The sequence below is a fragment of the Pectobacterium peruviense genome (genome assembly GCF_002847345.1).
Taxonomy (GTDB): domain Bacteria; phylum Pseudomonadota; class Gammaproteobacteria; order Enterobacterales; family Enterobacteriaceae; genus Pectobacterium; species Pectobacterium peruviense.
On sequence record NZ_LXFV01000013.1, the window covers coordinates 159,959 to 185,441 of the forward strand.

Genomic DNA, 25,483 nt, shown 5'->3' on the forward strand with positions numbered 1-25,483 from the left:
ATCTGCTTTTTATCATATGCGGCATCTGAGATTAATTTCGGTTTCAATCACTACCCTGCCCCGCTCGACCATCACCATTATCGGCATCCCGGTCATAAAGCCGAACTCTTCCAGCCAACGGCCTTTCAGGTTAGTCGCAGACGGTGGGTGAAGTTTCTTTGAATATGACGGAATAGCGTGGGGCAAAAACCAAAACCCCCACGTCCCGGCAAAGCGGCGTGGGGGCGTTGAAGGCAAACTAGGCGACTGCGGTGCCCTGTTCATCCTGATCGACGGCGAAGCAGGCAACTTGCTGTTCACCGTAGGTTTTTAACTGCGGCTGGAACTGCGTGCAGGTGCTGAAGCAACGCTGACAGCGGGCGTTGAACGCACAACCCGGCGGTGGATTCAGTGGGCTGGGCAGTTCACCCGTCAGCTTGATGCGTTCGCGGCGTAAATCCGGGTTCAGGCGCGGCGTCGCGGAAAGTAACGCCTGCGTATACGGGTGGCGCGGGTTGTTGAAGATGGCATCTTTACTGCCCTTCTCCACACAGCGGCCCAGATACATCACCATCACTTCATCAGCGATATGTTCGACCACGGACAGATCGTGCGAGATGAAGACGTAAGACAGCCCCAGGTCCTGCTGCAAATCCATCATCAGGTTCAGCACCTGCGCACGAACCGACACGTCCAGCGCCGAAACCGGCTCATCGGCAATCACCACGTCTGGGTCTAACATCAGCCCACGGGCTATAGCAATACGCTGACGCTGGCCGCCGGAGAACATATGCGGGTAGCGGTCATAATGTTCCGTTTTCAGCCCCACTTTTGCCATCATCGCCAGCGCTTTTTCACGACGCTCAGCTTTCGACAGCTCAGTGTTGATCTGGAGTGGTTCTTCCAGGATCTGGCCGACTTTCTTACGCGGATTCAACGATCCGTAAGGATTCTGGAAAACGATCTGGATCTTCTGTCGACGCAGTTTCTGTGCCACCGGATCCGACTTCAGCAGATCCTGACCCTGATAGTACAGCTCACCTTCTGACGGGGTTTCGATCATTGTCAGCAGGCGGCCCAACGTGGATTTCCCACAGCCGGATTCCCCTACCACCGCCAGCGTTTTACCGCGCTCCAGCGTAAAGGACACGCCATCCAGCGCTTTCACCATCCGTTCCGGCGCAAAAAAGCCCTTTTTCACCGGATAGTGCTTTTTCAAATCGATCGCATGCAGTAAGTACGGCTGCGATGTTGCATTCAGTTCACTCATAGGGTTGGCCTCCCCGCATCATCCAGCGGTGTATGACATTTCACCTGACGACCAGGAATATCGCGCAGCCCAGGCTCTTCCTGACGGCAGCGGTCCTGCGCATAGGGGCAGCGTGGGTTTAACAGACAACCGTTCGGGCGGTCATATTTACCCGGCACCACGCCCGGCAGCGATGCCAGACGCGCTTTATCCACCGCAAACTCCGGCAGCGCACGCAGTAGCGCTTGGGTATACGGATGACGGGGTGCGCGGAAAATATCCGCCGCTTTGCCTGATTCCACCACCTGTCCGGCATACATCACAATGATGTGGTGTGCCGCTTCAGCCACCAGCGCCAAATCGTGTGTAATCAGGATCAGCGCCATATTCTCGCGGTGCTGCAATTCGAGCAGCAGTTCGATAATCTGCGCCTGAATGGTTACGTCGAGCGCCGTGGTAGGTTCATCGGCAATCAGCAGCTTCGGCCGACAGGCAATCGCCATCGCGATCATCACGCGCTGGCTCATCCCACCGGAAAGCTGGTGTGGATACACGTCAAGACGCGAACCCGGATCGGGAATCCCAACCAGCGTCAGCAGGTCAATAGCACGCTGACGGCGCGTTTTGCGGTTACCGCCCTGATGCACCTTGATGGCTTCCATAATCTGGTAGCCCACGGTGTAGCACGGGTTAAGGCTGGTCATCGGATCCTGGAAAATCATCGCGACTTCCGAACCCACCAGATTACGCCGTTCTTTCTCAGAAATTTTCGTCAAATCACGCTGGTTAAATTCCAGCTTGTCGGCCATCACTTTACCGGGGTAATCAATCAGCCCCATAATCGCCAGCGAGCTGACGGATTTACCGGAGCCGGATTCCCCGACGATACCGACGACCTGGCCTTGTTCGACCTGGTAGCTGATACGATCGACCGCCCGAAACGGCAGATCCTCATCACCAAAGTGAACCGACAGTTTATCTACATTGAGCAACGCCATCTCTCTACCTCTATTACTGCTTGAGTTTGGGGTCGAGAGCATCACGCAAGCCGTCCCCCATCAGGTTAAACGCCAATACCGTCAGTAAGATTGCCACACCGGGGAACGTCACCACCCACCAGGCGCTTTGCGCAAACTGCAAAACGTCCGCCAGCATAGTGCCCCACTCTGGCGTTGGCGGCTGTGCGCCCATACCGAGGAAACCCAAAGCAGCCATATCAAGAATGGCGTTAGAAAAACCGAGAGAAGCCTGCACAATTAGCGGTGCCAGACAGTTAGGAAGAATATTGACGAACATCTGGCGTGCCGAGCTCGCGCCCGCCACGCGTGAAGCGGTGACGTAATCACGGTTAACTTCCACGAGTACCGCCGCGCGAGTCAAACGGACATAGTGCGGCAACGCCACGAAGGTCAGCGCCAGCGAGGCGTTAACAATCGAAGGCCCGAAGACCGCCACCAGCACTAGCGCCAACAGCAGGCTCGGCAGTGCCAGCATGATATCGACGATACGCATGATGAGCGCATCGACCACACCGCCGAAGTATCCGGCCAGCAGACCGAAGATCACCCCAAGCACCAGCGACAGCGCCACCACCAGACAGCCGACCAGCAGCGACAGGCGTGCGCCGTACATCAGACGGGACAGGACATCACGCCCGACATCATCCGTCCCCAGAATAAACTGCCAGCTTCCACCCTCTTGCCAGACCGGCGGACGAAGCAACGCATCGCGGAACTGCTCGGCAGGTAAGTGCGGAGCCAACACATTGGCGCCAATGGCGATAATCAGCATCAGGGCGACATACACCATGCCAACGACCGCCCCTTTGTTACGTTTAAAATAGTGCCAGAATTCCTGTAGCGGGGTCATCGGCTTCGGTGCGCTATTTACAACAGGTTCAGTGACGTGTGTCATCTTAGCCTTCCCCTTATTTCTTGTGACGGATGCGTGGGTTAACCACACCGTAGAGCACATCCACCAGCAGGTTAACCAGAATAATCATGGTTGCTACCAGCAGCACGCCGCCCTGAACCACCGGATAATCACGACGCTGCAACGCATCGATCAACCACCGCCCTAGCCCCGGCCAGGAGAAAATGGTTTCCGTCAGGATCGCCCCAGCCAGCATGGTGCCGACCTGCAAGCCAATTACCGTCACCACCGGCAGCATCGCATTACGCAACGCATGCACAACAATCACGCGCAGGCGGCTCAGCCCTTTGGCGCGGGCGGTACGAATGTAATCCTCGCCCAGCACTTCCAGCATTGCGGAGCGCGTCATACGCACAATTACCGCCAGCGGAATGGTGCCCAGCACGATGGCAGGCAGGATCATGTGTTCAACCGCGTCGATAAAGTCGCCTTTTTCGCCCCAGAACAGCGTATCGATCAGCATAAAGCCTGTGAGTGGCATGCTGTCGTCGAGGAAAATCGTATCGCTAACGCGTCCCGAAACGGGCGTCAGGTCGAGTTGAACGGAGACCAACATAATCAGCATCATGCCCCACCAGAAGATAGGCATGGAGTAGCCCGTCAGCGCCAGGCCAACAGAGGTATGATCGAAGATGGAACCGCGTTTGACCGCAGCCAACACACCAACCGGAATCCCAACCGCGATAGCAAACATCATCGCGCAGATACCCAGTTCCAGCGTCGCCTTGAAGCGAGGCACAAATTCTTCCCACACGGGGATGCGGCTCTTGAGGGAGATCCCCAGATCGCCCTGCAACACACCGCCGATATAGTGGATGTATTGCTGCCAAAGCGACTTATCCAGCCCCATTTCAGCCAGCAACTGCGCATGGCGCTCGGCGGAAATACCACGTTCCCCCGCCATGATCATGACCGGGTCGCCCGGAATCATGTGCACGAAGGCGAAGGTCAACAGGGTGATACCAATAAACGTTGGGATAACAAGCCCCAAACGCCGGAGTATGAACTGCAACATATCCCGAACTCTCTATTCATGCCCGTTGGCTCATTGGCCATCAGGCTTATCATTGCTCACAGCTAAAAAATCGCCAGACGCGATTTTAAACGTCGTGTGCGACGGCCCGCAGGGTGGCGGGTAGGGAAGCCAACCATAAAATTTAACGGGCAAGAAACCCCGCCTCCACGGCTCCTCTAACGAGAAACCGCAAGGTCGGGGTTTTTAGTGTCCGTGAAAATCTAGTGGCTGAATTAATCCAACGTCACGTTGTTGAAGCTATGCACGCCACGCGACTGAATCACATAGCCTTTCACGTTTTTACGCACTGGCTCGTACACGGTGGAGTGCGCAACAATCAGCGCCGGAGCCTGATCGTGCATCACAACCTGAGCCTGCTTGTAAAGCTCAATACGTTTTTCGTGATCGGAAACGGCACGCGCCGGTTGGATCAAATCTTCAAACGGCTTGTAGCACCACTTAGAGTAGTTAGAGCCATTTTTTGCCGCGTCGCAGCTGAACAGGGTCGCGAAGAAGTTATCTGGATCCCCATTATCGCCAGTCCAGCCCATCAGCACGGTCTGGTGCTCACCGTCTTTCGCACGCTTCAGATACTCGCCCCACTCGTAGGTGACGATTTTGGCTTTCACGCCCACTTTCGCCCAGTCGGACTGAATCATTTCCGCCATACGACGGGCGTTCGGGTTGTACGGACGCTGTACCGGCATTGCCCACAGGTCGATAGAGAAGCCGTCAGCCATACCCGCTTCTTTCAGCAGGGCTTTCGCTTTCTCAGGATCGTAGCTGTAGTCTTTAACGTCGTTGTTGTAGCCCCACATGGTCGGTGGGATCAGGTTGGTAGCCGCTTGGCCCGCACCCTGATAGACCGCTTCGATGATGGCAGACTTGTTGACCGCATAGTTCAACGCCTGGCGAATCTTGACGTTATCCAGCGGTTTCTTCTCGACGTTGTAGGCCAGATAGCCGACATTCAGGCCAGGCTTTTCCAACAACGTGATATTTTTATCTTCTTTCATACGAGCAAGATCGGCCGGGTTTGGATACGGCATGATCTGGCATTCGTCTTTTTGCAGCTTGGCGTAACGCACAGAAGCATCAGGCGTAATGGAGAAGACCAGACGGTCAATGCCCGGCTTGGTGCCCCAGAAGCCTTCGAAAGCTTTATACAGAATGCGGGAGTCTTTCTGGTACTGCTGTAGCTGGAATGGGCCTGTACCGATTGGGTTCAGGTCAATTTTCTCCGGCGTACCGGCTTTCAGCATGTTGTCCGCGTATTCCGCTGACAAGATGGACGCAAAGTCCATCGCCAGGTTTGCCAGGAATGGCGCTTCAGGACGGTTCAGCACAAAGCGGACGGTGTAATCGTCTACTTTTTCGATTTTGCTGACCAGTTCAGGCATGCCCATACCTTGGTAGTATTCATAGCTACCGCCAGACACTTTATGGTACGGATTGTTGGCATCCTGCTGACGCATGAAGGAGAAAATCACGTCATCGGCATTGAATTCACGGGAAGGTTTGAAATCCTTGCTGTCCTGCCATTTCACGCCTTTGCGCAGATGGAAGGTGTAGGTTTTGCCGTCTTCGCTAATATCCCATTTTTCAGCCAAACCCGGATCGGTATCCGTGGTGCCGTCTTTAAATTCCACCAGACGGTTGTAAATAGGAATAGAGCTGGCATCAAACGTTGTACCAGAGGTGAACAGCTGTGGGTTAAAACCTTCTGGGGAGCCTTCTGAGCAGTAAACCAGCGTTTTTGCCTGAACGCCTGCAGCGACGGACATGGCGAGCAAGCCGAGGCCGAACTTCAACACCCTTGATTTAACCAGGGATTTTTCCATTACTTATGCTCCATTGTGGATGATGTTGTGTGCTATACCCGCCCGACTTCAAGCTGCATACGCGTTAACGCTGTGGTTAAAAGCATGATCGTTAAAAGCGCGATCGCTAAAAATACAGAGATTAACAACGCTGATGTCCTGTCCTGCATCTCGAAATTAATTGGGTATGGTTGGCCAGACCTGTATTTTTATGTGCTGCGGTCTGTACCCTGTCGCCCGAAGGCAAAATCAAAATAATGGGGAGAGGAATGGTGATTGCCACAGCCGATGGTCGCACACTGTTCGATATAGTCATAATAACTACAACGTATACCTTGAAGCGCCACAACCCGCTCACGGATGCTGGATGAAGACGTAGAATCATTCAGACAAGCCGCTGCTTTCCTCCTTATATCCCTATGACGCCCTCAATTTCTCAACAGATGGCGGTGACGTCAATATAAGCTGTAAGGATTTACAAATTTTCCTTACATTTCTTTAAAATATAAAATACAAGTTCATCACCTTGATAAAGATAGATGTTCCGCATTTTTCTTAAAAAATAGCGATAAAATCCGATACATTGGCTACATAAAGAAATTATCACCATTAAAAAAACTATAGTCATCTGGTCTTACATGTCCAAGATCTGAGCACTATTTTTTGTTAAAAACGTTAACAACAGGTGAAAATTCTGATAGGTAATAAGAAATTCTGATATTTCCCATGACGCCATAAGCAGAGGAATGACTATCTACGCTACATAAAAAAACTTTTCTTTTCCCTCTTCGACTGATCGAAAGCACACATTATTCCGTGCAACGCTCATTCTGCTTTTACTTGATCTGCCATACACAATGGGCGTCCCCCTTTCTCGCCGATGTCAGACACAATGTTACCTTCCATTTTTTGATGCTGCCTACTAGATAACTTTTTGATAGAATTAATTAAAATAGCAATATTTATTGTTGTGTTGGTCGTGTTTTTGACAAGGAAAATAGCGCGATGAAAGGAATGGTGAGCGTTGTGTTGTTATGTACCTCATTTCCCTGTTTTGCAGCCTGGGGTTATGAGATGACGATGTGCCGTAATGGCGGGTTTCCTAGTTATCCAGACCAATACTCTGTCGCCAAAATCACGGCGGCGCATGGCGATAAAGTCCACTTTTACGATGATGATGTAAGGGATGGATGCCCAGATAATAAGGCGGTTTGCCAGAGTAAAACCAGCCTGAAAGCAGGTGACAGCGTGCTGGTGGCGCAGGAAAAAAACGGGTGGTCCTGCGTGTGGCATTTTGGCAAAAAATCCGAATTTGTCGGTTGGGTGGAATCCATTTATCTTGAAAAACAGGCCATCAAAGCGGTAGGCATCAACGCCTGGCTCGGTTCGTGGCATGAGTATGGTCATAGCATAAAGATTACCCGCGGGAAAAACGGTACGCTTCATCTAAAAGGCAAGGCCACCTGGCATGGTGGAGCATCAGATTCTGGCGAGCGAATTGTCCATTACGGAGGCATTTCTGCCTCGGCGATACCAAACGGCAATAGGCTCCAATGGGGTGATTCGCTTGAGGAGTTTGAATGCAAGGGCGTGATGCAGCTGATTAACGGCAATTTGATCGTGAAAGATAATGGTCAATGTGGCGGAATGAACGTTCGTTTTAATGGCATCTATCGTTTGAAAAAATAATGTATTAGCCTATCCGATAGGGACTCTCTTGTCCCTTCATGCTTCTCTGGTATAACTACCCAGCTCTCGCTGGCTATCCCTTCATATACCCGTAATACTTCAAGCTGCATGTGCGTTGGCTGCGTTCACTCACCCGAATCACTTACTTGAGTAAGCTCATCGGGATTCCCTCTCTTGCCGCCTTCCTGCAACTCGAATTATTTGGGGTATATACCTGCGATAAAATGATATTGCTCAATAATTACCTGGCTATTTTAGTTAAATAAATATTTTCATTAAAATGAAAACACGCTATTTACTTATTCTCATAAAGTGGTATTTTTCATCATGTGACTTACCTCTCCTTCTTATTTAATTCCTCTCCCCCCTTCATAAAAAATTATTTTAATTACAAAAAAATGACGTAAGTTATTTAAAATGGAGTTGCTGATAAGTTCACAAATACGTAATTAACGTATTATTTTTAACATTTCATCATGCTAGATTACCCTCAGAAATGGTTCATTGTTAAATAACATCCATCATTCCTTACCATTTTGTTACTAACTGACAAAAAACGAAAAAACGAACCTTCTGCTTTCTGATAATAAACATTCCACCGCCACGGGCATTAGCAATGCTCAGTAATCCCACCGATATCGGTGGGAAAAAAGTCAATAATCCACGTCGATAACGATGCACTATCAATATCGCAATGGCAGGGATGTAATTTCTTTCTGTACCAACTGTCCTAGCAGGGTGAATATAATGAAAAAAATTGAAACTGATATTTTATGTGAGAACGATCTCGCTCTGGAAACACAAGAATCATTTATTGGGGGATTTTTTAAAAAGAAAATCGGTTCCGTTCCTGTAGCACTTTTTATGGCGATTGCCGCTATTGTCGCTATCGCTGCCTACGAGGGATATTTGCCTAGAAATATGATTGGCGGTTTCGCCGTCATCATGACAATGGGTTTTTTACTGGCGCATATTGGCAGCAACATTCCCGTGTTCAAAGATATCGGCGGCCCGGCGATTCTGTGCCTGATGGTACCTTCCGTTATGGTGTATTTTAATCTGTTTAATGACAACACCATGAAAACCGTACACCTGTTGATGAAAGAGGCGAATTTCCTGTATTTCGTCATCGCTTGTCTGGTGGTCGGCAGTATTCTGGGTATGAACCGCAAAATCCTGATTCAGGGGATGGTGCGTATGTTCGTCCCGCTGGTCATCGGCACCGCGACTGCGCTGGCAACCGGTTTGCTGGTCGGTAAACTGTGCGGTTACAGCGTCTATCACACTTTCTTCTTCATTATCGTGCCAATCATCGGTGGCGGTATTGGCGAAGGCATCCTGCCGTTATCATTAGCCTATTCCGCCATTCTGGGACAAAGCCCGGACGTTTATGTGGCTCAGTTAGCGCCCGCTGCCGTCGTCGGTAACATCTTCGCTATCCTGTGTGCTGGTGTGCTGTCTCGCTTGGGTATGCGCCGTAAAGATCTGAACGGTGAGGGTCGTCTGGTTCGCAGCGATGAAGACAACGCGATGTTTGCCGTAAACGAAGCACCAAAGCCGGTCGATTTTCACCTGATGGGCGGCGGATTGCTGATGATTTGCGCCTTCTTCATCGTCGGCGGCCTGTTTGAGAAACTGGTACACATCCCTGGCCCAGTTCTGATGATTTTGATCGCCGTTTTCTGCAAATACGGACGCGTTATTCCTGCCGTCATGGAAACTGGGGCGCATAGCGTTTACAAGTTCGTATCGAGTTCTCTGGTGTGGCCGCTGATGATCGGGCTTGGCATGCTGTATATTCCACTGGAGAGCGTCGTCGCCGTATTCTCCGTGGGTTACGTCATCGTCTGTGGTTCTGTGGTGCTGTCCATGGCGCTAGTGAGCTTCCTGATTGCGCCTTATCTGAATATGTACCCAATTGAGGCTTCCATCGTGACCACGTGTCACAGCGGGCTGGGTGGTACAGGTGACGTAGCGATTCTGTCCGCCTCTAACCGTATGTCTCTGATGCCGTTCGCACAGATCGCCACCCGTATCGGCGGCGCGTCTACCGTCATCGCCGCAACGCTGCTGTTGAGTTGGGCTGCCTGATTTCACTCTCTAGTATCAAGGTTTCCCCCAATCAGGGGAAACCTTACTGATCATAATCCGACTGCGATAATAAAACGTCTTCGATATTTTCTTCTGCCCATCTGGCCAGCGGTTCAACGGCTTCCGATAACGTTTTACCCAACGGGGTTAGCGCATATTCCACCGTAACCGGCACCGTTGGAAACGCCTTGCGAGAAAGCAGACCGTCCCGCTCAAGCTTCTTCAGTGTTTGGCTTAGCGCCTTCTGCGATACGCCTTCAATTTCCCGCCGCAGTTGATTAAATCTCAGCGGCCCTGTTCTCAGCAGGCCGACTATCAGCAACGCCCATTTATCCGCCAGACGTTCAAGCACCATTCTCGCCGGACAGCCTTGTAAATAAACGTTATAACGCTGCTCGCCTGCCTCCGTTTCCTTTCTCTCAATCGCTGAATTTTTGATCATGGTATACCCGAGTAAACTTAGTAGATTCAAGGTAACTTCTTGTTATGTTGGTTTCTAATATATACCTTATTACCGTTAAATCCCAACCTGAATAAGGAAACACCATGACGGACGTTGCCGTTGTTTATTTCTCTGGATACGGCCATACCAAACGTATCGCGGAAGAGGTTGCCGAAGGCGCTAATGCGATACTCATTGCGATTGATGCTGACGGCCATGTCGATGAACAAGGTTTCAAAGGCGAATAACGAGCAGCAATCCCTACACCTCATTAGGAGCATCATCAAGAATGAAAAAAACACTTTCTGTTTTATTACTGAGCGGCCTGCTATCCATTGGCGCAACCGTTGCAGCTCAGCAAACCGACCCTCATGCCGTTCCACTGGCAACAGCAGCAGAGTTCACCGCCACTGGCAAATCCTATAACGTCGATTTTGGCGATCAGAAATTCCGTCTGGATTTCAAATCACCGTCTGAAATGACGTTTACGTCTCCCGATGGGAAAAACAAGGCGGATGTGGCAATCACAACCACGAAGGTCGGTGATGGGGTTTATATGATTTACTGGTCGCGCCGCGCGGGGCAGCATGTGGTACATGTGGACGACTTCAAAAACGGCGTATCTTATACCAACATCGTACTACCCGATGGCTCCATTTCTCGCCGTCAGGGAACGCTGCTCGAGATTAAATAAACGTTTTATCCCTTTAGCATCGACACAAATAACACGAGGCGGGATCGCTCCCGCCTCGTTTCTATTTCTGCCAGCCTTATTCACCGCTAGCTATTCATTCACAGCTCTTCATTCACAGTATTGACGCAGTGAGTCCTGCTTTTCTGGCAACAGGCGATACAGATAAACTGGTCTGCCCGTAGAGCCGTACAGGATATTGGTGGTCAGAATACCGGTGTCAGACAAGTAGATCAGGTATTTACGGCAGGATACGCGCGAAATGCCAATCGCATTCGCCAGCATTTCGGTAGAGAACTCAATGCCCTGATTGCCCTCAATCCACTCGCAGACGGTACGCAGCGTCAGGCTGGTTAGCCCTTTCGGCAATTTCTTACGTTCACTGGCAGTGCTACTACTGGTACGGCGAATCAGGTTATCGATATCAGATTGCGCGACAAAATCGCGGTGCTTGAACAGATTTGCCTCTTCGCGATAGGCCGTCAGCGCCTGTTCGAAACGCGAGAACTGGAAAGGCTTAATCAGATAATCCACCACGCCGTAGTGCAGCGCTTTTTTGATGGTATACACGTCGCTGGCAGAAGAGATGATGATGACGTCCGTCTTTTCACTGAATTCACGGATAGTCGGCAGAAGATCCAATCCATTATCCTGCTGCATGTAAATATCCAGCAGTACCAAATCGATTTCCGAGTCAGGTTGCATCAACAGGTTTCGCGCCTGCTGCAACGTAGGGACGGTCGCATAGCAGCTAAATCCAGAAACCTGGTTCAGATAAGATTTGTTAAGCTCTGCAACCATGGCATCGTCATCAACAATCAGTACATTAATCATGGTCAAACAGCCTTGCTTGATAAGGAATAGTAACGAAAAACTGGGTGTACACCTCAGGTTCTGATTCAAACTCGATAGTGCCGCCAATCTTCTCCAGACTCTGTTTGGTCAGGTACAGGCCGATACCGCGCCCGCTGCCTTTGGTAGAGAATCCCTGTTCATAAATGCGCGTCTGGCTCTCCGGCGAAATGCCGGGGCCGTCATCCCCCACGGTACAGTGAAGGCGACCATTCTGATGATGGAAGCTCACGCTAATTTCGCAGTTTTCCTGCCCATCAATCGCGTCCATCGCATTCTCAATCAGATTACCCAATACGGTAATCAATTCATTCGTGGCATCGACATCATCGGTATCCGGCAGCAGGCTCTCCTCACTGATGGAGAGCGTAATGCCGAGATCGCGCGCGCGGTTGATTTTACCCAACAGGAATCCGGCAATCACTGGCGATTTCACTTTACGAATAATCGAACCAATCTCCGCCTGATAATTATTGGCGGTCTTCAGGATATAGTCTTCCAGCTGCGAGTAATATTTTAAGTGCAACATCCCCAATATGACGTGCAGCTTGTTCATAAACTCGTGCGACTGCGCACGCAGTGCATCCGCATAGTAGGACATCCCACTCAAGCGTTGCAGCAACTGGCTGATCTCCGTTTTATCACGGAATGTCGCAATTGCGCCGATAATATCGCCTTTCACAAAAACAGGAACGGTGTTAGTCAGTAGCAGGTGGCCGTTAAAGCTAATCTCTTCATCGCGCCGTGGCGTACCGCTCTCCAATACCTGTTTCAGGTGCAGATGTTCAAGCCATTGTTCGCTAACGCGTTCGGCTGGCTTCGTGGCTGACGTTTCACTGCCCTGCGGTTTATTCTGCCGGAAAAGTCGTCGCGCTTCGTCATTGATTACCGTAATCCGACCATGTTGATCGACCGCGATAACGCCTTCCTTAATGTGTTTGAGCATCGCGTTACGCTGTTCAAACAGGTTCGAGATCTCAAACGGTTCAAATCCCAGCATAATGCGCTTGAGGACTTTCACCAAAATCAACGTACCCAGCCAGCCAACCAGCGCTCCCGCCAATAGCGTCCAGGGAATCATCCAACGGTTATCGCTAATCACCTTCTGCACGCTGGTTAAGGCGATCCCCAACGCGACGACGCCAACCTGCTTGTGGTTGTTATCAAACACCGGTGTGAATACCCGCAGCGCAGGATCGAGCGTTCCCCGATTGATGGCGGTATTTTCCATCCCCAACAGCGCCGGATAGATATCTCGACCGGCAAAATGCTCACCAATTCTTTCCGGTTCAGGGTGGCTGTGACGCACCGTATCCATATCGGTGACAGTGACGAAGAGCAGTTGGTTACGCTGGCGGATCGTCTCCGCAGCAATCTGCACTTCCTCCGGCCGGCCAATCCCTTTAAGTTCATCAATAACGACGGGAGAGGACGCAAATGTGCGAGCAATAGCAAAGGCTTTTTCCCGCAGATGATCTTCTGAAAGCTGATTAATACGAAAAAACAGCAAGGAATAGACCACCAGCAACACCGCGCCAAGCACAACTGACACCATCAGAAACACCGATGTTCCCAGCTTTAGCGGTGCCTTTTTCTTGCCCATGTCACTCTCCGAAACAAACATCATCACACCGTTATCTTATACTGTTTCGTCGCGTTTCGCGTGTCGTGATGCATACGCCCCGTCACAGGGACAGGGCGTAGGCGTGAAGAAAGGAAATCAGGCTTAACGTATTGCGGTACATTTTTCGTGTTAGTAATGTCTCGCATCAGGAAAGCCATCGGGTATCAATGCGTTACCAGAAACCGAGCAGTTTCCACCACATGCCGCCAACACCCAGCCAGATAGGGATGATGACCAGACTGACCAAGAAGCCGATCTTCCACCAGGTTCCCAGCGGCACATAGCCTGTGCCGAACAAAATCGGTGCCGGGCCACTGGAGTAGTGAGTTGTGGACATAAACAGGTTACTGAAGATACCGAACACCAGTACGGTCAACATCGGCGGTGCACCAGCTGCCAGTGCGATAGAGACGAAAATTGCGTACATGGCGCTGATGTGAGCAATCGCACTCGCCATCAGGTAGTGGCTGTAGTAGTAAACCAGCAGCAGCAGACCCAGCATTGGCAGCCAGTGCATTCCGCTGACCGCATTACCGGCCAATCCGCCCAGCCAGGCAATCAGACCCATTTTGTTAAGCTGGCCAGCCAGCGTCATCAGTACGGCAAACCACACCACGGTGTGCCAGGCTTCTTTCTCACTAACCACATCGTCCCAGGTCAGCGCACGGCTGAGCAACAGCACGCTCAGGCCAGCCAACGCCGTCAGGGTCGCGTCGATATTCAGCGTAGAGCCCAGTACCCAGAACGTCACCAGACCCAGGAACACGCCCAGAACTACCCACTCATTGCGGGTCATTTTGCCCATCTCACGCAATCTTTCGACAGCGATCGCACGCATTTCTGAGGTTTTCTTCAATTCAGGCGGATAGAAACGGTAGATCAGGTAAGGAATCAGCGCCAAAGACAGGAAACCCGGCAGCAGTGTCGCCAACGCCCAGTCCGTCCAGCTGATATGAATACCAAACTGAGAAGCCAGTTTCGCCACCATCGGGTTGCCCGCCATGGAGGTCATGAACATCGCAGAGGTCACGGCGTTACACTGGAAAATGGACTGAACCAGGAACGCACCAATGCGACGCTGCGTGCCTTTTTCCGGCGTGGAGTCGTAGGCTTCGGCAATCGACCGGAACAGCGGAGTGATGATCCCGCCGCAGCGTGCAGACGTGGAAGGCATCGCCGGAGCGAACATCAGGTCGGTAAACACCAGACCATACGCCAGACCAAGAGAGCTATTCCCTAACTTACTGATAAACAGCAGGCCAATGCGTCGACCAAAGCCGGTTTTGATAAAGCCGCGGGAGATAAAGAAGGCACAGGCGATCATCCAAATAGTGGGATCGCTAAAACCCGCCAACACATCTTTAATGGATAATAACCCTAATATGGCGACCGTAGTCAGGCTGAACATCGCCATCGCGCCAAGCGGGTAAGGAGAGAGAATCAGGCCGACAACCGTGGCAATGAAAATCGCCATCAGGTGCCAGGCATCGGGTTTAACGCCATCAGGAACCGGTAATAGCCATAAGCCACCGGCAATACAAAGGATAACTAGAAGCTTTATCAACCTGCTGTTATTCGCAGACATAGGAACACCACTCTTCATTAAAACGGAATTCTGTATTCACGACGGATGTCCCGAGCGGAGGAGTGGGTATTTCGTTATTCTTCCTTCGTCACCCTGCTGAAACCACGCAACAGGAATCATCTGCGGAAAAAAAGACGAGAAAACAAGGGTTCAGGGTGCTTCTCTCGTCTGATCAAATCTAGTGATTAATGGAGAGATAGTATTCTAATGCGCCTGCAAAATAGCGTTACTTTAGTTACTAAAGTGGTTCATTAATTTATTTAAGAAACTCTCGTGGTTTTAATTTCCCGATAAAAAACCCTTAAAATTCAATAATAATTGACATTTTATGAACATAAAATTAACGAAGTTAACGACAAATCAATGATAAAAAAACCTTATACCTAATAGTGGTAATATAAGTCTTTCCCAGACAGTAAGTTATCTATTCCTTATTTATTCACTCAGGTATTTATTTATTCAAAAATAAAAAAACAAATAGCCATTATTCGGCGGGAAAATATTATTTTTTATCCAGCTGATAACATTTAGAGGGTAAGAAAAAGTACGGCTAAAAGCTGCGGCGACATAATTCGCAGAAACATCGCTAGCGGATAAACCGTCGCATAAGACAGCGCCGCCGCACCACTGGTCGGGTGTAGCCCATTCGCAAATGCCAGCGCGGGTGGATCGGTCATGGAACCCGCCAGCATGCCGCACAGCGTCAGGTAGTTCATCTTACCCAGCGTGCGTGCCAGTATGCCGACAAGTAGCAGCGGCACAATGGTAATCAGCGCGCCATAGCCAATCCACCACACGCCGTCGCCGTTCAATAACGTATCAACAAAATCGCCGCCGGATTTCAGCCCCACCACCGATAAGAACAGCACGATGCCGAGTTCACGCAGCGCCAGATTCGCACTGGGCGGCATAAACCAGTGAAGTTTACCGATGCTGCCAATGCGCCCCAACACCAGCGCCACCACCAGCGGCCCACCGGCCAACCCGAGCCGCAGCGCCACGGGAAAACCAGGAATCATCAGCGGCACAGAGCCAAGCAGTACGCCCAGCCCAATGCCGATAAAGACGGGTAGCATCTGTACCTGCTGGAGCTTCTGCTGCGCATTCCCCACGATATCCGCGACGGCATCGATCGCCGTTTTCCGTCCCACCAGATTCAGAATATCGCCAAATTGCAGGCTAGCCTGATTGCTGGCGACCAGTTCGACACCCGCACGATTCAGGCGCGAAATCACGACATCGTAGTTTTGCTTCAGGTTAAGCTCGCGAATCTTGCGTCCCAGCACTTTCTCATTCGTCACCACCACGCGTTCAACATGCAGATCGGTGCCCCGCGTCGAGAGCGACGTCTCAACTTCATTACCGATGACCAGACGCGCCTGCTCCAGATCGTTTTTTGCGCCAACCAAATGCAGGTAATCGCCCAGTTGGATCAGCGTATGCGGCGACGGTACCATCAGTTCCTCGCCGCGTTTCAGGCGGGAGCAAACGATCGTGTCGCGGTTTAGAATTGGCACGTCCTGAATCGCCAGTCCTTGCAGATTGGTATTTGTCACCGACACATTCATCGTGAGCAGCTGTTCATGGTGCTGACCGTTACTGGTCTCAAACTGTTTTGCCTCGTTATCCACCGCGACACGAAACAGGACACGCATCAGCCACATCACCAATAAAATGCCGCAGATCCCCAGCGGATAGGCCATCGCGTATCCCGTCCCCATCTGGTTCACTAAGGCTGTACTCGAACCCAGATCGGTCAGAATCTGCTGGCCCGCGCCAAGCGAAGGTGTGTTGGTCACCGCACCGGAAAAAATACCGAGAATAATAGGCAGAGGAATATTGAGCAGTTTGTGCAGCATGACGGTCACCACACTGCCGAGAAACACCGTCAGAAGCGCGAACGCATTGAGGCGCAGGCCAGATACCCGCAGAGAGGAAAAGAAGCCCGGCCCAACCTGAATGCCAATGGTGTAGACAAACAGGATCAGCCCGAACTCCTGAATGACGTGCAACATGTCATCATTCAGTTGAATCTGGTACTGATGGGCAACATGCCCGACGATGATCCCACCGAACAGGACCCCGCCAATCCCTAAACCGACGCCATAAATCCGCCAGTTACCGATCCATAACCCCAGAACGGCAACCAGCGCCAGCATACTCACGGTAAGTGCGATATCACTCATACCCGTATCCTTTGCGGACGTTTTTATTGGGAAATGCCACTGACGCTATACTCTATGACGAGTATAGGCAGAATGCTGGGGAGAGAAACGTGGCGGGCAACACAAAACCGCGCCCGTAATGATACGGGCGCGGCTAATTCTTAGTTTACTAACACGCAGGTTATGTCGCGTTATGACGCATCTTCAGCTGATTGCTGGTTCAATGCTGGGCGGCCACCACCGATGGCGATGCGTTGCGGCTGCAAGGCTTCCGGTACATCACGCACCAGATCGATGTGCAGCAGGCCATTTTCAAAATGGGCATCGGACACATGCAGATGCTCGGCCAGCGTAAAACTCAGCGTGAAAGGTTTAAACACCAGCCCCTGATGCAGATATTCCACGGCTTTCTCGGACGGTGCCGGGCTGCCTTTTACGGTCAGGCGCGGGCCTTCTACTTCAATATCCAGATCGCTTTGCCGGAAACCTGCCAGCGCGAGCGTGATACGGTAGTGATTGTCGTCTTTCTTCTCGATATTATACGGAGGAAAATCAATCGGTTCTTGGCTGCCCTGCATTGAGCTAGCTAATTTGTCAAAACCGATCCACTGACGCAGTAAAGGTGATAAGTCGTAGTTACGCATAATATGACTCCTTCTAAGAAGCGAGATTAATGATGCCCCTGTGGGCATAGTTTATTCCAGCCACGGTTCAATAGCTGGCGTCGTCCCCATTCGGCAGACGAAATGTTCATTCATGGCATTGCTGTTTCGGGCGATTCGCGTGATTTACTTGATTTCAATCCGACGCGGCTTCATCGCTTCCGGCACGATACGTTCGAGATCGATATACAGCAGCCCGTTTTCCAGATTGGCGCCTTTTACCTGAATATGTTCGGCCAGCTGGAATTTACGCTCGAAATTGCGCTCGGCAATGCCCTGATACAGGTAGTTGCGGGCAACCTGCTCACCGGCGTGGGCACCTTTGACAATCAATAAGTTGTCGTGCGCGGTGATATCCAGTTCCTGCTCAGCGAAACCCGCGACGGCAATCGCGATGCGATATTGGTTCTCGTCAACCAGCTCGACGTTGTAGGGAGGATAGCCGCCGTTACTCTGGGTCTGGCCGGTTTCTAATAAATTGAACAGGCGATCAAAACCAATAGCGGAACGATACAGTGGGGAAAAATCGGGGTTACGCATAAAACAGCCTCCTAAACATGCAGCGAGGATTTATTCTTTGCCTTCCTATAAGGACAGGCTCACAGCCGGGACGGATACCCTGACGGCGTATCGTTTTCTTTCGGCTTGTAATCAATATGGTGACCCCCCTCAGACTTTCAAGAGGCAAAAAAGAAAAATCGCTACGTTTCATGCAATATTCACTAACACAGCGGGCGTTATCACATACACTCAAGATAAGCAGGCTCTGGAACCCGCTCTGGCAGCAGGTTCTTAATGGATAGGTAATATGACCTTACTGAAAAGTGCGTTGTTCTCTTTCATTATTACCGGTAGCGGCGCGGTAGCAACCAGCGGTTGCTCCAGCGTCATGACGCATACAGGAAGCGATCAGGGATACTATTCCGGCACTCGCGCCAGTGTGGATATGCTGCGTGACGACGATACCAGTTGGGCGATGATGCCGCTGGTCGTGATCGATTTGCCATTCTCAGCGGTTACTGACACGCTGCTGCTGCCCTATGACTACTATCGTGCAGGCAGTGATAAGAGCAAGCTGTCGACGCGTGAACGCATTTCACATAGCGAAGAGCAAAACCAGACCGCCAGTTCACAATTTGCTACCACGCCACATAATCAGCTTTGATGACGCGGTTCTCGTTATAAGCCCGTACGTACAAGTCACGCCGTCGTTACGACGAAAAGCTGATTAAAACCGTCAATCTCCCGCATATACGCAATGTGTTTCCCATCAGGGGAAAAGACCACCGCATCCGCACTCGGTGCGCTGTCCGTTCGCGCCGTCAGTCGAACAAGTTCACCGCTTTTCGTATCACACAGCATGATGCTGTTGTCGCACACAAATGCCAGAGAACCGCCATCCGGGTGCCAGTTAAAGGCTGACTGTACGCCGTGTTCCGCGCGCGTTACCTGTCTTAGCTCACCGCCATTCGGAGAAATCGTCCATAGCTGTACCACGCCAGCCTCGTCGCGCATCAGAAAAGCAATTTCACTGCCATCGGGCGAAGCGCGTAGCCAGTGGCGCGGCTGATTTACCAATCCAGGATAACGACGCTGATGCGTAAAGGTTAACCGCCGCTGCTGCACGCCCGCTGGCGGCGCAGGCAGGGACGTTGCCGTCCCTGCTAATGGCGCATCCCCCTCTTTGGCGTAATCTTCCAGCGAGTCCGGCAAATCGACGATAAAGATCTCGGGGATGGTTGTTCCGTCCACTGCACGCGTGTCGCCGATAAACGCCAGTGCCCAGCGCTGCCGCGAACCGTCCTGTCGAATATAGCCCGTGGTTCCCACCCAGCCTTCTTCATAGGCACGATTGATTTCATCACTGTCGGGCTGCGGCTGCGGCGTCGTTCTGCTGACCAGCACACAATAGTGGCTGCCGTCATATTCACGCGGGTGGTGTTTCTCAACGGCAACGCCCTGTAGCGGGACGGCCACACCCACATTGCGCAAGTTTAATGCCGGATCGCGCTCATGCAGCACATGGTCGTTATAGGTAAAGCTCAGACGGCTAGCATCCGGACTGAAGACGTGGACGTGCGTACCGCCGCGCAACGCACCAGCCTGATAAGGCGGCGTAATAGAGAAGGCATCGAGCGTGATCGCCTCATCGCGCTGGCGATCTGCCACTATCGTTCCACGGCGATGGTGAAAATCATACTGCCACTCGCTATCTGGATTTTCCGGCCCGTGAATAAAGACATAGCGCAGCGGTTCCTGCGGGCTACAGGTCACGACGCCCACGTGCGCACCCGCCGTCGCCCGATAAATCACCTCGGTTTTCAGGTTTTTCAGGTGTATGCGCTCAATGGTCAGCCCTGTGAATGAAGATCCATAGGGTCTTATGTCATAAACCAGCCACCTTCCATCACATGACCAGCAATTAATATTGGTAAGTTGATGACCTACAGCATTAAACGTTAGTTGAACCTCAACAGACAAGACATCACCCCAGTTATTCAATATCAGTCAATAGTTTGTAAATAAATTTCAGTTTTATGTATAACTTATTGTTTTTTATTTAAAAAAAACAAACAACATCAATAAATATCATTCAAAAAAATAGAAAGACTAACTCAATAACATCCGTTTTTTAATTCATTAGCATCGGCGTAACATTCTTCATATCGAAAGGGCAGCCCCCTTTCACCAATCAAATCAGAAAAGGATAAGACATCATGAAAAACGTAAAAACCATCGCCGCTGCTGTTGTTCTCGCTACCATGACTTTCGGTGCTTCTGCTGCTGAATATGTATCTCCTTCACAGGCACAGAACCTGGAAAAAGCGGGCGTCGTTACCGCTACCGCTCAAGACCTGAGCTCACTGCAATCTCAGCTCGCAGCGAAAGCAGAAAAAGCAGGCGCTAAAGCTTATACCATCACGTCTGCGACCGGTAACGATCAGCTGCGTGGCTCTGCAGTAATCTTCAACTAAGCGTTGTTGACCCCGATAGCTACCCTAGTCCGATAGCCATCATAGATAGACCAGTAAGACATCACGTATTACCCTCTTTCCGGCTTGCCTCCTCATCAGGGCAAGCCGGTTTTTTTATGACGGGCTGTTGCAAGCGATATTGAAAAACGTTCCCCACGTTTTTTTATGTGTGCTTTTGGTCAAAAGCCATTCTCGGCCGCCACGGTCGCGAACCATTCCCCGCTTTTCTTCACCGTGCGCGTCTGCGTCGCCAAATCCAGCTGTACAAAACCATAGCGATTCTTGTAGGCATTCGACCACGACCAGTTATCGATAAACGTCCACATATGGTAGCCGAGGCAGTTGCTGCCTTCCGCGATGCCTTTGTGTACCTGCTTCAGGTGTTCGCGGACAAAATCGATGCGGTAATCATCCTGAATCTGGCCGTTGGCATCGAAACGCTGTTCGTTCTCTACACCCATGCCATTTTCCGAAATGAAGCAGCGCGGATTACCGTAATTCACCCGCAGGTTAGTCAGAATGTCATAGACGCCCGGTTCGTAAATTTCCCAACCGCGATACGGATTCATTTTCCGTCCCGGCATCTCATAGCTGGAAAAGAACCATTCGGGCATAAACGGGCTATCGGGATTGACCAGACTGTCGCGACACTGAATACGGCGCGGCTGGTAATAGTTAATGCCCAGCAGATCGACAACACCGTCGGCCAGCAGCGCACGATCGTCAGGCTGACAGTTCGGTAGCTGGCCGTATCGATGCAGCAAATCGACCAGTTCCTGCGGATATTCCCCCTTCAGGGCAGGATCGAGGAAACTGCGGTTAAACATCAGGTCGGCGATGTTGGCAGCGTTGACATCGGCCGGGTGTTGGGAGCGCGGATAAGAAGGCGTCAGGTTGAGGATGATGCCAATTTCCCCACCCTGAGACTGTTCACGATAGGCTTTCACCGCCAGCGCATGCGCCAGCATGGTGTGGTAGGCCACCGTCGCGGCTCGTTTGAAATCCACCACGTTTGGGTAGTGGAAATCATACAGATACCCGCCTTCCACTGGCACCACCGGCTCATTGAACGTAAACCAGTGTTTTACCCTGTCGCCAAACAGACGGAAACAGGTCGCCGCATAACCCGCGTAGGCCACCACCACCGCCCGATTTTCCCAGCCGCCTAGCCGTTGCATCACCATCGGCATATCAAAATGGAACAGATTGATAAACGGCGTGATGCCCTGCGCCAGCATTTCATCAATGATCTGATTATAAAATGCGACCGCCTGCGGATTCGGTTCACCAACGCCATCGGGAATCAGCCGCGCCCAAGAGATCGACGTTCGGAACGTGTTGTGATTCAGCGTTTTCAGCAGCGCGATATCTTCACGCCAGTGTTGATAAAACGTGGAGGTGTCCGCTGGCCCAACCTGCTGATGAAAGCGGCCAGGCTGCGTGGCAAACCACTCATCCCACACGGTAGCGCTTTTACCATAGCTGAGGCTTTCGCCTTCCGTTTGCGGTGCCGAGCTGGCGCTACCCCACCAAAAATTCGCGGGAAAGCGAAAATCGTTCTGAAGATGATCGTGCATACGTTCCTCTCTGCTTCACTCGTGTTTATGCGCTGGCGCTGGCTTCGCCCGCTGCCTGCTGTTGTTTCTCCTGCTCCTGTTTCAGCAACGTACGCTCGTAGACTTTCAGGAACGGGTAGTACATCGCGGCCGACATCACCATGCAGAGCAGACACATGATCACCGGGCTGAAAGCCCAGTTCGCCGCCCATGATGCACCAATCGGCGCTGGCGTCGTCCACGGCGTCAGGGAAACCACCTGCGCGATCCAGCCAAGTTTCGTCGCCGTATAGGCAATAACGGCATTGACCATCGGCACGCAAATAAACGGCAGGAACAGCAGCGGATTCATGATGATCGGGGCACCGAACAGAATCGGCTCGTTGATGTTGAAAAAGCTCGGCACGACGCCCATGCGGCCAATCGTCCGCAGATGAACCGCGCGACTACGCAGCAATAAGAAGGCCAGCGGCAGTGTGGAACCGACCCCACCGATCAGCAGGTAGTGATCCCAGAAGCCCTGCAAATAAATATGCGGCAGCGGCGCGCCTGCCGAAAGCGCGGCCTGATTCAGCGCCAGATTGGTCATCCAGAACGGATTCATAATTCCAGTGACGATCAGCGCGCCGTGAATCCCGGCAAACCACAGAATTTGGCAAATGAATACCGAAATCAGGATCGCGGGCAGCGAATCCGATGCAGAAATCAGCGGTGCCAGCAGGTGCATGATGGCTTCTGGGATAATCATGCCGGTCGCGGACTGGATGAACAGGTTAAACGGATGCAGTGTCGCGACGATCACCAACACCGGGATAAGAATCTCAAACGAACGCGCTACACCGGTCGGCACTTCTTTCGGCAGGCGAATCGTGATGTTGCGTTTCTTCAGCCAGGCATACACTTCACCCGCATAAATTGCGGTCAGAATTGCGGTAAAAATCCCCTCACCGGAGAAGTACTGCGTGGAAATCTGCTTATCGTGATAAGGCGCGGCCACCAGCAAAAACGCCATCAGCGCCAGCAGGCCAGTCATGATCGGATCCAGCTTGTAATGCTTACCCAAGCTGGCACCAATCCCCACGGAGATAAAGAAGGTCATGACCCCCATACTGAGGTAGTACGGCAGCATCAGTTGTTCACGGTAGGCAACAGAGAAATCGAGCCACGCGCGGGCAAACCCCAACGTGGTATCCGGCGAGAACGGCGGGAAGATAAACACCAGCATAAATGAACCGATGATCATGAAAGGCAGCGCGGCGATGAAACCATCACGAATCGCGATGATGTGGCGCTGTTGCCCTACCACACCTGCCAACGGGGTAATCTTTTGCTCGATGATATCGACCATCGACTGATAGAGGCCACTCATAGCGGTTGTCCTGATTTTTCGATCAGTGAAAATGCAAAATCCAGCACGTTATCACCGCGCTGCATACCGTAATCCATCATGTCTATCGCTGCCACGGGCACGCCTTTTTCCTCAGCTTTTTCCTGGAATGACGCCAGCATATATTTCACCTGTGGCCCCAACAGCACAACGTCATACTTCCCGACTTGTTCGTCAAATTCATGGGCAGCATAGGCGGCAATCTCAACGTCCAGGCCACGTGCGCTGGCCGCCTCCTTCATCTTTCTCATTAAAAGGCTGGTAGACATCCCAGCGGAACAACAAAGCATGATCCTTTTCATTTTCAACACCCCGTCGTACGTCATGAATAAAAAGCGTCGTGAATAAACACATCCATTGGAAACACGTTCATGGAAACATCATCATTGGAAACAAAACGGAAACCGTTTTCCATGAAAAAAATCCAGATATGAGAATAGGTTCACGAAATGGTAGACATTGACGGAAACAATGTGAGGTAGGTCATGTAAAACGTATTTCAGAGGTGAATGACGGGTAAAACGCACTATCGCCGCGCTTATTACGCTAAGTGTACTGATTTCAGGCATTTCTTCTTTTTGGCTATAAAAGCGACAAATTGAGATTTAAAAAGCCTTGCGCGCCCCTGCTATGTTTATCACCTGATGTTGAATTTTCTCGCTGCATTTTAATTTTTCGTTATAAGGGAGAGATCATAAACATGCCATTAATGATGAAACGATCGGTCAAGGAAGGACGTGGGAAACGCACGCCGTTATGGAGGAACGTGACGGCACAGCTACGCCGAATCCCGACGATTCTGGCTGCCAGCGCGGTGCTGTTCATGTCCACCGCTTACGCGCAGGACAGCGTACCCACGCAGCTTCGCGTCGGTTATCAGAAAGGCTCGGTCAGTCTGGTGCTGGCAAAATCACACCAACTGCTGGAAAAGCAGTTCCCCAATACCAAAATCAGCTGGATTGAATTCCCCGCCGGCCCGCAGATGCTGGAAGCGCTGAATGTTGGCAGCATCGATCTGGGCGGCACTGGCGATATCCCCCCTATTTTTGCTCAGGCCGCTGGGGCAGATCTGCTGTATGTCGGCGTGGAGCCACCTAAACCACAGGCCGAAGTGATTCTGGTACGAGAAGACAGCCCGGTGAAAACTGTCGCCGACTTAAAAGGTCGCAAAGTTGCCTTCCAGAAAGGCTCCAGCGCACACAACACGCTGCTACGAGCGCTGCAACGCGACGGGCTGACATTCACCGATATCAAACCGACCTACCTGACCCCCGCGGACGCCCGCGCGGCATTCCAGCAAGGCAATGTCGATGCATGGGCAATCTGGGATCCCTACTATTCCGCCGCGTTACTGGAAGGCGGCGTCCGCGTGCTGGTCGATAGCAGCGGGCTGGAGAAAACCGGTTCCTTCTATCTGGCGGGTCGCCCCTACGTCGAAGCGCACGGCACCTTTATTCGTCAGGTACTGGACGAACTAACCAAGGCCGATGCCTTAACGATCAGCGACCGGGCGCAAAGCGTCACGCTGTTGGCAAACGCGGTAGGATTGCCGGAAAAAGTGATTGAAACGGCGCTCGACCATCGTCCGCCGACCACCATAGAACCGCTGGATGCCGCCACGATAAAGGCACAGCAATCCACAGCCGACCTGTTTTATGAAAACCGTCTGGTGCCGGTGAAGGTCAATATCGCGGAGCGCGTCTGGCATCCCCAAACGCCTTAGCCCGCTAACCACACACATTTTGTTTACCCCAAACAAGACTGTTCAA

The 25,483-nt window shown here is 51.5% G+C and carries 23 protein-coding genes and 1 pseudogene; 7 read left to right on the plus strand and 17 right to left on the minus strand.

From position 1 onward, the window contains the following. Positions 1 to 12: 12 nt before the first annotated feature. The 6 genes from A0G03_RS11830 to dppA all read right to left on the minus strand — a co-directional run bounded on the left by A0G03_RS11830 (position 13) and on the right by dppA (position 6,016). Positions 13 to 264, minus strand: coding sequence for a SymE family type I addiction module toxin (locus A0G03_RS11830; protein WP_080965274.1), 252 nt, complete (start codon positions 262 to 264; stop codon positions 13 to 15). Continuing rightward, positions 239 to 1,249, minus strand: coding sequence for a dipeptide ABC transporter ATP-binding subunit DppF (dppF, locus tag A0G03_RS11835; protein ID WP_048263229.1), 1,011 nt, complete (start codon positions 1,247 to 1,249; stop codon positions 239 to 241). The genes A0G03_RS11830 and dppF overlap by 26 nt, the downstream gene beginning before the upstream one ends. Continuing rightward, a complete protein-coding gene (gene dppD, locus A0G03_RS11840; protein ID WP_048263231.1) occupies positions 1,246 to 2,226 on the minus strand; it encodes a dipeptide ABC transporter ATP-binding protein in 981 nt (326 codons plus the stop codon). The genes dppF and dppD overlap by 4 nt, the downstream gene beginning before the upstream one ends. Positions 2,227 to 2,239: 13 nt before the next feature. After that, complete coding sequence (gene dppC, locus A0G03_RS11845; RefSeq protein ID WP_048263233.1) at positions 2,240 to 3,142, minus strand: dipeptide ABC transporter permease DppC; 903 nt, start codon at positions 3,140 to 3,142, stop codon at positions 2,240 to 2,242. Positions 3,143 to 3,155: 13 nt separating this feature from the next. Then, positions 3,156 to 4,175, minus strand: a complete 1,020-nt coding sequence (gene dppB / locus A0G03_RS11850; protein ID WP_048263235.1) for a dipeptide ABC transporter permease DppB — start codon at positions 4,173 to 4,175, stop codon at positions 3,156 to 3,158. A 233-nt stretch (positions 4,176 to 4,408) separates the two neighbouring features. After that, positions 4,409 to 6,016 (minus strand): dipeptide ABC transporter periplasmic-binding protein DppA, encoded by a 1,608-nt coding sequence (dppA, locus tag A0G03_RS11855; protein WP_048263237.1) that lies wholly within the window; start codon positions 6,014 to 6,016, stop codon positions 4,409 to 4,411. A 984-nt stretch (positions 6,017 to 7,000) separates the two neighbouring features. On the opposite strand from dppA, the gene A0G03_RS11860 reads away from it, so the two are divergent. Together A0G03_RS11860 and A0G03_RS11865 are read left to right on the plus strand one after the other, a co-directional pair. After that, the gene (locus A0G03_RS11860; protein ID WP_053075328.1) at positions 7,001 to 7,684 is read left to right on the plus strand and encodes a hypothetical protein; all 684 of its coding nucleotides are present in this window, start codon (positions 7,001 to 7,003) and stop codon (positions 7,682 to 7,684) included. Between the two features lie 747 nt (positions 7,685 to 8,431). Then, entirely contained in the window at positions 8,432 to 9,775 is a 1,344-nt protein-coding gene (locus A0G03_RS11865) for a 2-hydroxycarboxylate transporter family protein (RefSeq protein ID WP_048263239.1), read from the plus strand. A 43-nt stretch (positions 9,776 to 9,818) separates the two neighbouring features. Here the strand turns inward: A0G03_RS11865 and A0G03_RS11870 are convergent, their stop codons facing one another. Continuing rightward, positions 9,819 to 10,217, minus strand: a complete 399-nt coding sequence (locus A0G03_RS11870; protein WP_048263243.1) for a winged helix-turn-helix transcriptional regulator — start codon at positions 10,215 to 10,217, stop codon at positions 9,819 to 9,821. Positions 10,218 to 10,321: 104 nt separating this feature from the next. Between A0G03_RS11870 and A0G03_RS11875 the strand changes: the two are divergent. Then, positions 10,322 to 10,447 (plus strand): annotated as a pseudogene (locus tag A0G03_RS11875) (NADPH-dependent FMN reductase); the annotation flags it as partial. Positions 10,448 to 10,506: 59 nt separating this feature from the next. Further along, positions 10,507 to 10,911 (plus strand): MoaF-related domain-containing protein, encoded by a 405-nt coding sequence (locus tag A0G03_RS11880; protein ID WP_048263244.1) that lies wholly within the window; start codon positions 10,507 to 10,509, stop codon positions 10,909 to 10,911. A 108-nt stretch (positions 10,912 to 11,019) separates the two neighbouring features. On the opposite strand, the gene dcuR is transcribed toward A0G03_RS11880, so the two are convergent. From dcuR to ibpA, 6 genes are all read right to left on the minus strand, one after another. Then, the gene (dcuR, locus tag A0G03_RS11885) at positions 11,020 to 11,742 is read right to left on the minus strand and encodes a two-component system response regulator DcuR (RefSeq protein WP_048263247.1); all 723 of its coding nucleotides are present in this window, start codon (positions 11,740 to 11,742) and stop codon (positions 11,020 to 11,022) included. Then, the gene (locus A0G03_RS11890; protein ID WP_048263249.1) at positions 11,735 to 13,363 is read right to left on the minus strand and encodes a sensor histidine kinase; all 1,629 of its coding nucleotides are present in this window, start codon (positions 13,361 to 13,363) and stop codon (positions 11,735 to 11,737) included. Before A0G03_RS11890 ends, dcuR begins: the two co-directional genes overlap by 8 nt. 193 nt (positions 13,364 to 13,556) lie before the next feature. Beyond that, positions 13,557 to 14,969 carry an anion permease gene (locus tag A0G03_RS11895; protein WP_011095861.1) on the minus strand — a complete coding sequence of 471 codons (1,413 nt, stop codon included), beginning with the start codon at positions 14,967 to 14,969 and terminating at the stop codon, positions 13,557 to 13,559. Positions 14,970 to 15,496: 527 nt separating this feature from the next. After that, on the minus strand, positions 15,497 to 17,155 hold the full coding sequence (locus A0G03_RS11900) for a putative transporter (protein WP_048263252.1): 1,659 nt from the start codon (positions 17,153 to 17,155) through the stop codon (positions 15,497 to 15,499). Positions 17,156 to 17,325: 170 nt separating this feature from the next. After that, positions 17,326 to 17,778, minus strand: a complete 453-nt coding sequence (gene ibpB / locus A0G03_RS11905) for a small heat shock chaperone IbpB (RefSeq protein WP_011095863.1) — start codon at positions 17,776 to 17,778, stop codon at positions 17,326 to 17,328. 144 nt (positions 17,779 to 17,922) lie between these two features. After that, positions 17,923 to 18,336, minus strand: coding sequence for a small heat shock chaperone IbpA (ibpA, locus tag A0G03_RS11910; protein WP_005976748.1), 414 nt, complete (start codon positions 18,334 to 18,336; stop codon positions 17,923 to 17,925). A 268-nt stretch (positions 18,337 to 18,604) separates the two neighbouring features. Between ibpA and A0G03_RS11915 the strand changes: the two genes are divergently transcribed. After that, positions 18,605 to 18,961: a YceK/YidQ family lipoprotein gene (locus A0G03_RS11915; RefSeq protein ID WP_048263255.1), complete on the plus strand. Its 357-nt coding sequence runs from the start codon at positions 18,605 to 18,607 to the stop codon at positions 18,959 to 18,961. A gap of 35 nt (positions 18,962 to 18,996) precedes the next feature. On the opposite strand, the gene A0G03_RS11920 is transcribed toward A0G03_RS11915, so the two are convergent. Continuing rightward, complete coding sequence (locus tag A0G03_RS11920; protein WP_189315269.1) at positions 18,997 to 20,277, minus strand: YidR family protein; 1,281 nt, start codon at positions 20,275 to 20,277, stop codon at positions 18,997 to 18,999. Positions 20,278 to 20,513: 236 nt separating this feature from the next. Between A0G03_RS11920 and bhsA the strand changes: the two genes are divergently transcribed. Next, on the plus strand, positions 20,514 to 20,771 hold the full coding sequence (gene bhsA / locus A0G03_RS11925; protein ID WP_011095866.1) for a multiple stress resistance protein BhsA: 258 nt from the start codon (positions 20,514 to 20,516) through the stop codon (positions 20,769 to 20,771). 179 nt (positions 20,772 to 20,950) lie between these two features. On the opposite strand, the gene A0G03_RS11930 is transcribed toward bhsA, so the two are convergent. From A0G03_RS11930 to A0G03_RS11940, 3 genes are read right to left on the minus strand one after another with little or no spacing between them, the layout of a single operon-like run. After that, a complete protein-coding gene (locus A0G03_RS11930; RefSeq protein ID WP_048263260.1) occupies positions 20,951 to 22,348 on the minus strand; it encodes a glycoside hydrolase family 1 protein in 1,398 nt (465 codons plus the stop codon). 25 nt (positions 22,349 to 22,373) lie between these two features. Further along, positions 22,374 to 23,696 (minus strand): PTS cellobiose transporter subunit IIC, encoded by a 1,323-nt coding sequence (locus A0G03_RS11935; protein WP_011095868.1) that lies wholly within the window; start codon positions 23,694 to 23,696, stop codon positions 22,374 to 22,376. Next, complete coding sequence (locus A0G03_RS11940) at positions 23,693 to 24,016, minus strand: PTS sugar transporter subunit IIB (protein ID WP_072062079.1); 324 nt, start codon at positions 24,014 to 24,016, stop codon at positions 23,693 to 23,695. The genes A0G03_RS11935 and A0G03_RS11940 overlap by 4 nt, the downstream gene beginning before the upstream one ends. A gap of 398 nt (positions 24,017 to 24,414) precedes the next feature. On the opposite strand from A0G03_RS11940, the gene A0G03_RS11950 reads away from it, so the two are divergent. Next, positions 24,415 to 25,437 (plus strand): sulfonate ABC transporter substrate-binding protein, encoded by a 1,023-nt coding sequence (locus tag A0G03_RS11950; protein ID WP_039294417.1) that lies wholly within the window; start codon positions 24,415 to 24,417, stop codon positions 25,435 to 25,437. Positions 25,438 to 25,483: the final 46 nt, after the last annotated feature.

Excerpts from the sequence above, each read along its gene's own strand:
- A0G03_RS11860 (WP_053075328.1), top strand. The coding sequence starts at position 7,001 with ATGAAAGGAATGGTGAGCGTTGTGTTGTTATGTACCTCATTTCCCTGT.
- dppC (WP_048263233.1), bottom strand. The coding sequence starts at position 3,142 with ATGACACACGTCACTGAACCTGTTGTAAATAGCGCACCGAAGCCGATG.
- A0G03_RS11950 (WP_039294417.1), top strand. The coding sequence starts at position 24,415 with ATGCCATTAATGATGAAACGATCGGTCAAGGAAGGACGTGGGAAACGC.
- dcuR (WP_048263247.1), bottom strand. The coding sequence starts at position 11,742 with ATGATTAATGTACTGATTGTTGATGACGATGCCATGGTTGCAGAGCTT.
- A0G03_RS11900 (WP_048263252.1), bottom strand. The coding sequence starts at position 17,155 with ATGAGTGATATCGCACTTACCGTGAGTATGCTGGCGCTGGTTGCCGTT.
- dppF (WP_048263229.1), bottom strand. The coding sequence starts at position 1,249 with ATGAGTGAACTGAATGCAACATCGCAGCCGTACTTACTGCATGCGATC.
- ibpA (WP_005976748.1), bottom strand. The coding sequence starts at position 18,336 with ATGCGTAACCCCGATTTTTCCCCACTGTATCGTTCCGCTATTGGTTTT.
- bhsA (WP_011095866.1), top strand. The coding sequence starts at position 20,514 with ATGAAAAACGTAAAAACCATCGCCGCTGCTGTTGTTCTCGCTACCATG.
- A0G03_RS11930 (WP_048263260.1), bottom strand. The coding sequence starts at position 22,348 with ATGCACGATCATCTTCAGAACGATTTTCGCTTTCCCGCGAATTTTTGG.
- A0G03_RS11830 (WP_080965274.1), bottom strand. The coding sequence starts at position 264 with ATGAACAGGGCACCGCAGTCGCCTAGTTTGCCTTCAACGCCCCCACGC.
- A0G03_RS11940 (WP_072062079.1), bottom strand. The coding sequence starts at position 24,016 with ATGAAAAGGATCATGCTTTGTTGTTCCGCTGGGATGTCTACCAGCCTT.
- dppD (WP_048263231.1), bottom strand. The coding sequence starts at position 2,226 with ATGGCGTTGCTCAATGTAGATAAACTGTCGGTTCACTTTGGTGATGAG.
- A0G03_RS11870 (WP_048263243.1), bottom strand. The coding sequence starts at position 10,217 with ATGATCAAAAATTCAGCGATTGAGAGAAAGGAAACGGAGGCAGGCGAG.
- dppA (WP_048263237.1), bottom strand. The coding sequence starts at position 6,016 with ATGGAAAAATCCCTGGTTAAATCAAGGGTGTTGAAGTTCGGCCTCGGC.
- A0G03_RS11895 (WP_011095861.1), bottom strand. The coding sequence starts at position 14,969 with ATGTCTGCGAATAACAGCAGGTTGATAAAGCTTCTAGTTATCCTTTGT.
- A0G03_RS11880 (WP_048263244.1), top strand. The coding sequence starts at position 10,507 with ATGAAAAAAACACTTTCTGTTTTATTACTGAGCGGCCTGCTATCCATT.
- A0G03_RS11915 (WP_048263255.1), top strand. The coding sequence starts at position 18,605 with ATGACCTTACTGAAAAGTGCGTTGTTCTCTTTCATTATTACCGGTAGC.
- A0G03_RS11865 (WP_048263239.1), top strand. The coding sequence starts at position 8,432 with ATGAAAAAAATTGAAACTGATATTTTATGTGAGAACGATCTCGCTCTG.
- A0G03_RS11890 (WP_048263249.1), bottom strand. The coding sequence starts at position 13,363 with ATGGGCAAGAAAAAGGCACCGCTAAAGCTGGGAACATCGGTGTTTCTG.
- dppB (WP_048263235.1), bottom strand. The coding sequence starts at position 4,175 with ATGTTGCAGTTCATACTCCGGCGTTTGGGGCTTGTTATCCCAACGTTT.
- A0G03_RS11935 (WP_011095868.1), bottom strand. The coding sequence starts at position 23,696 with ATGAGTGGCCTCTATCAGTCGATGGTCGATATCATCGAGCAAAAGATT.
- ibpB (WP_011095863.1), bottom strand. The coding sequence starts at position 17,778 with ATGCGTAACTACGACTTATCACCTTTACTGCGTCAGTGGATCGGTTTT.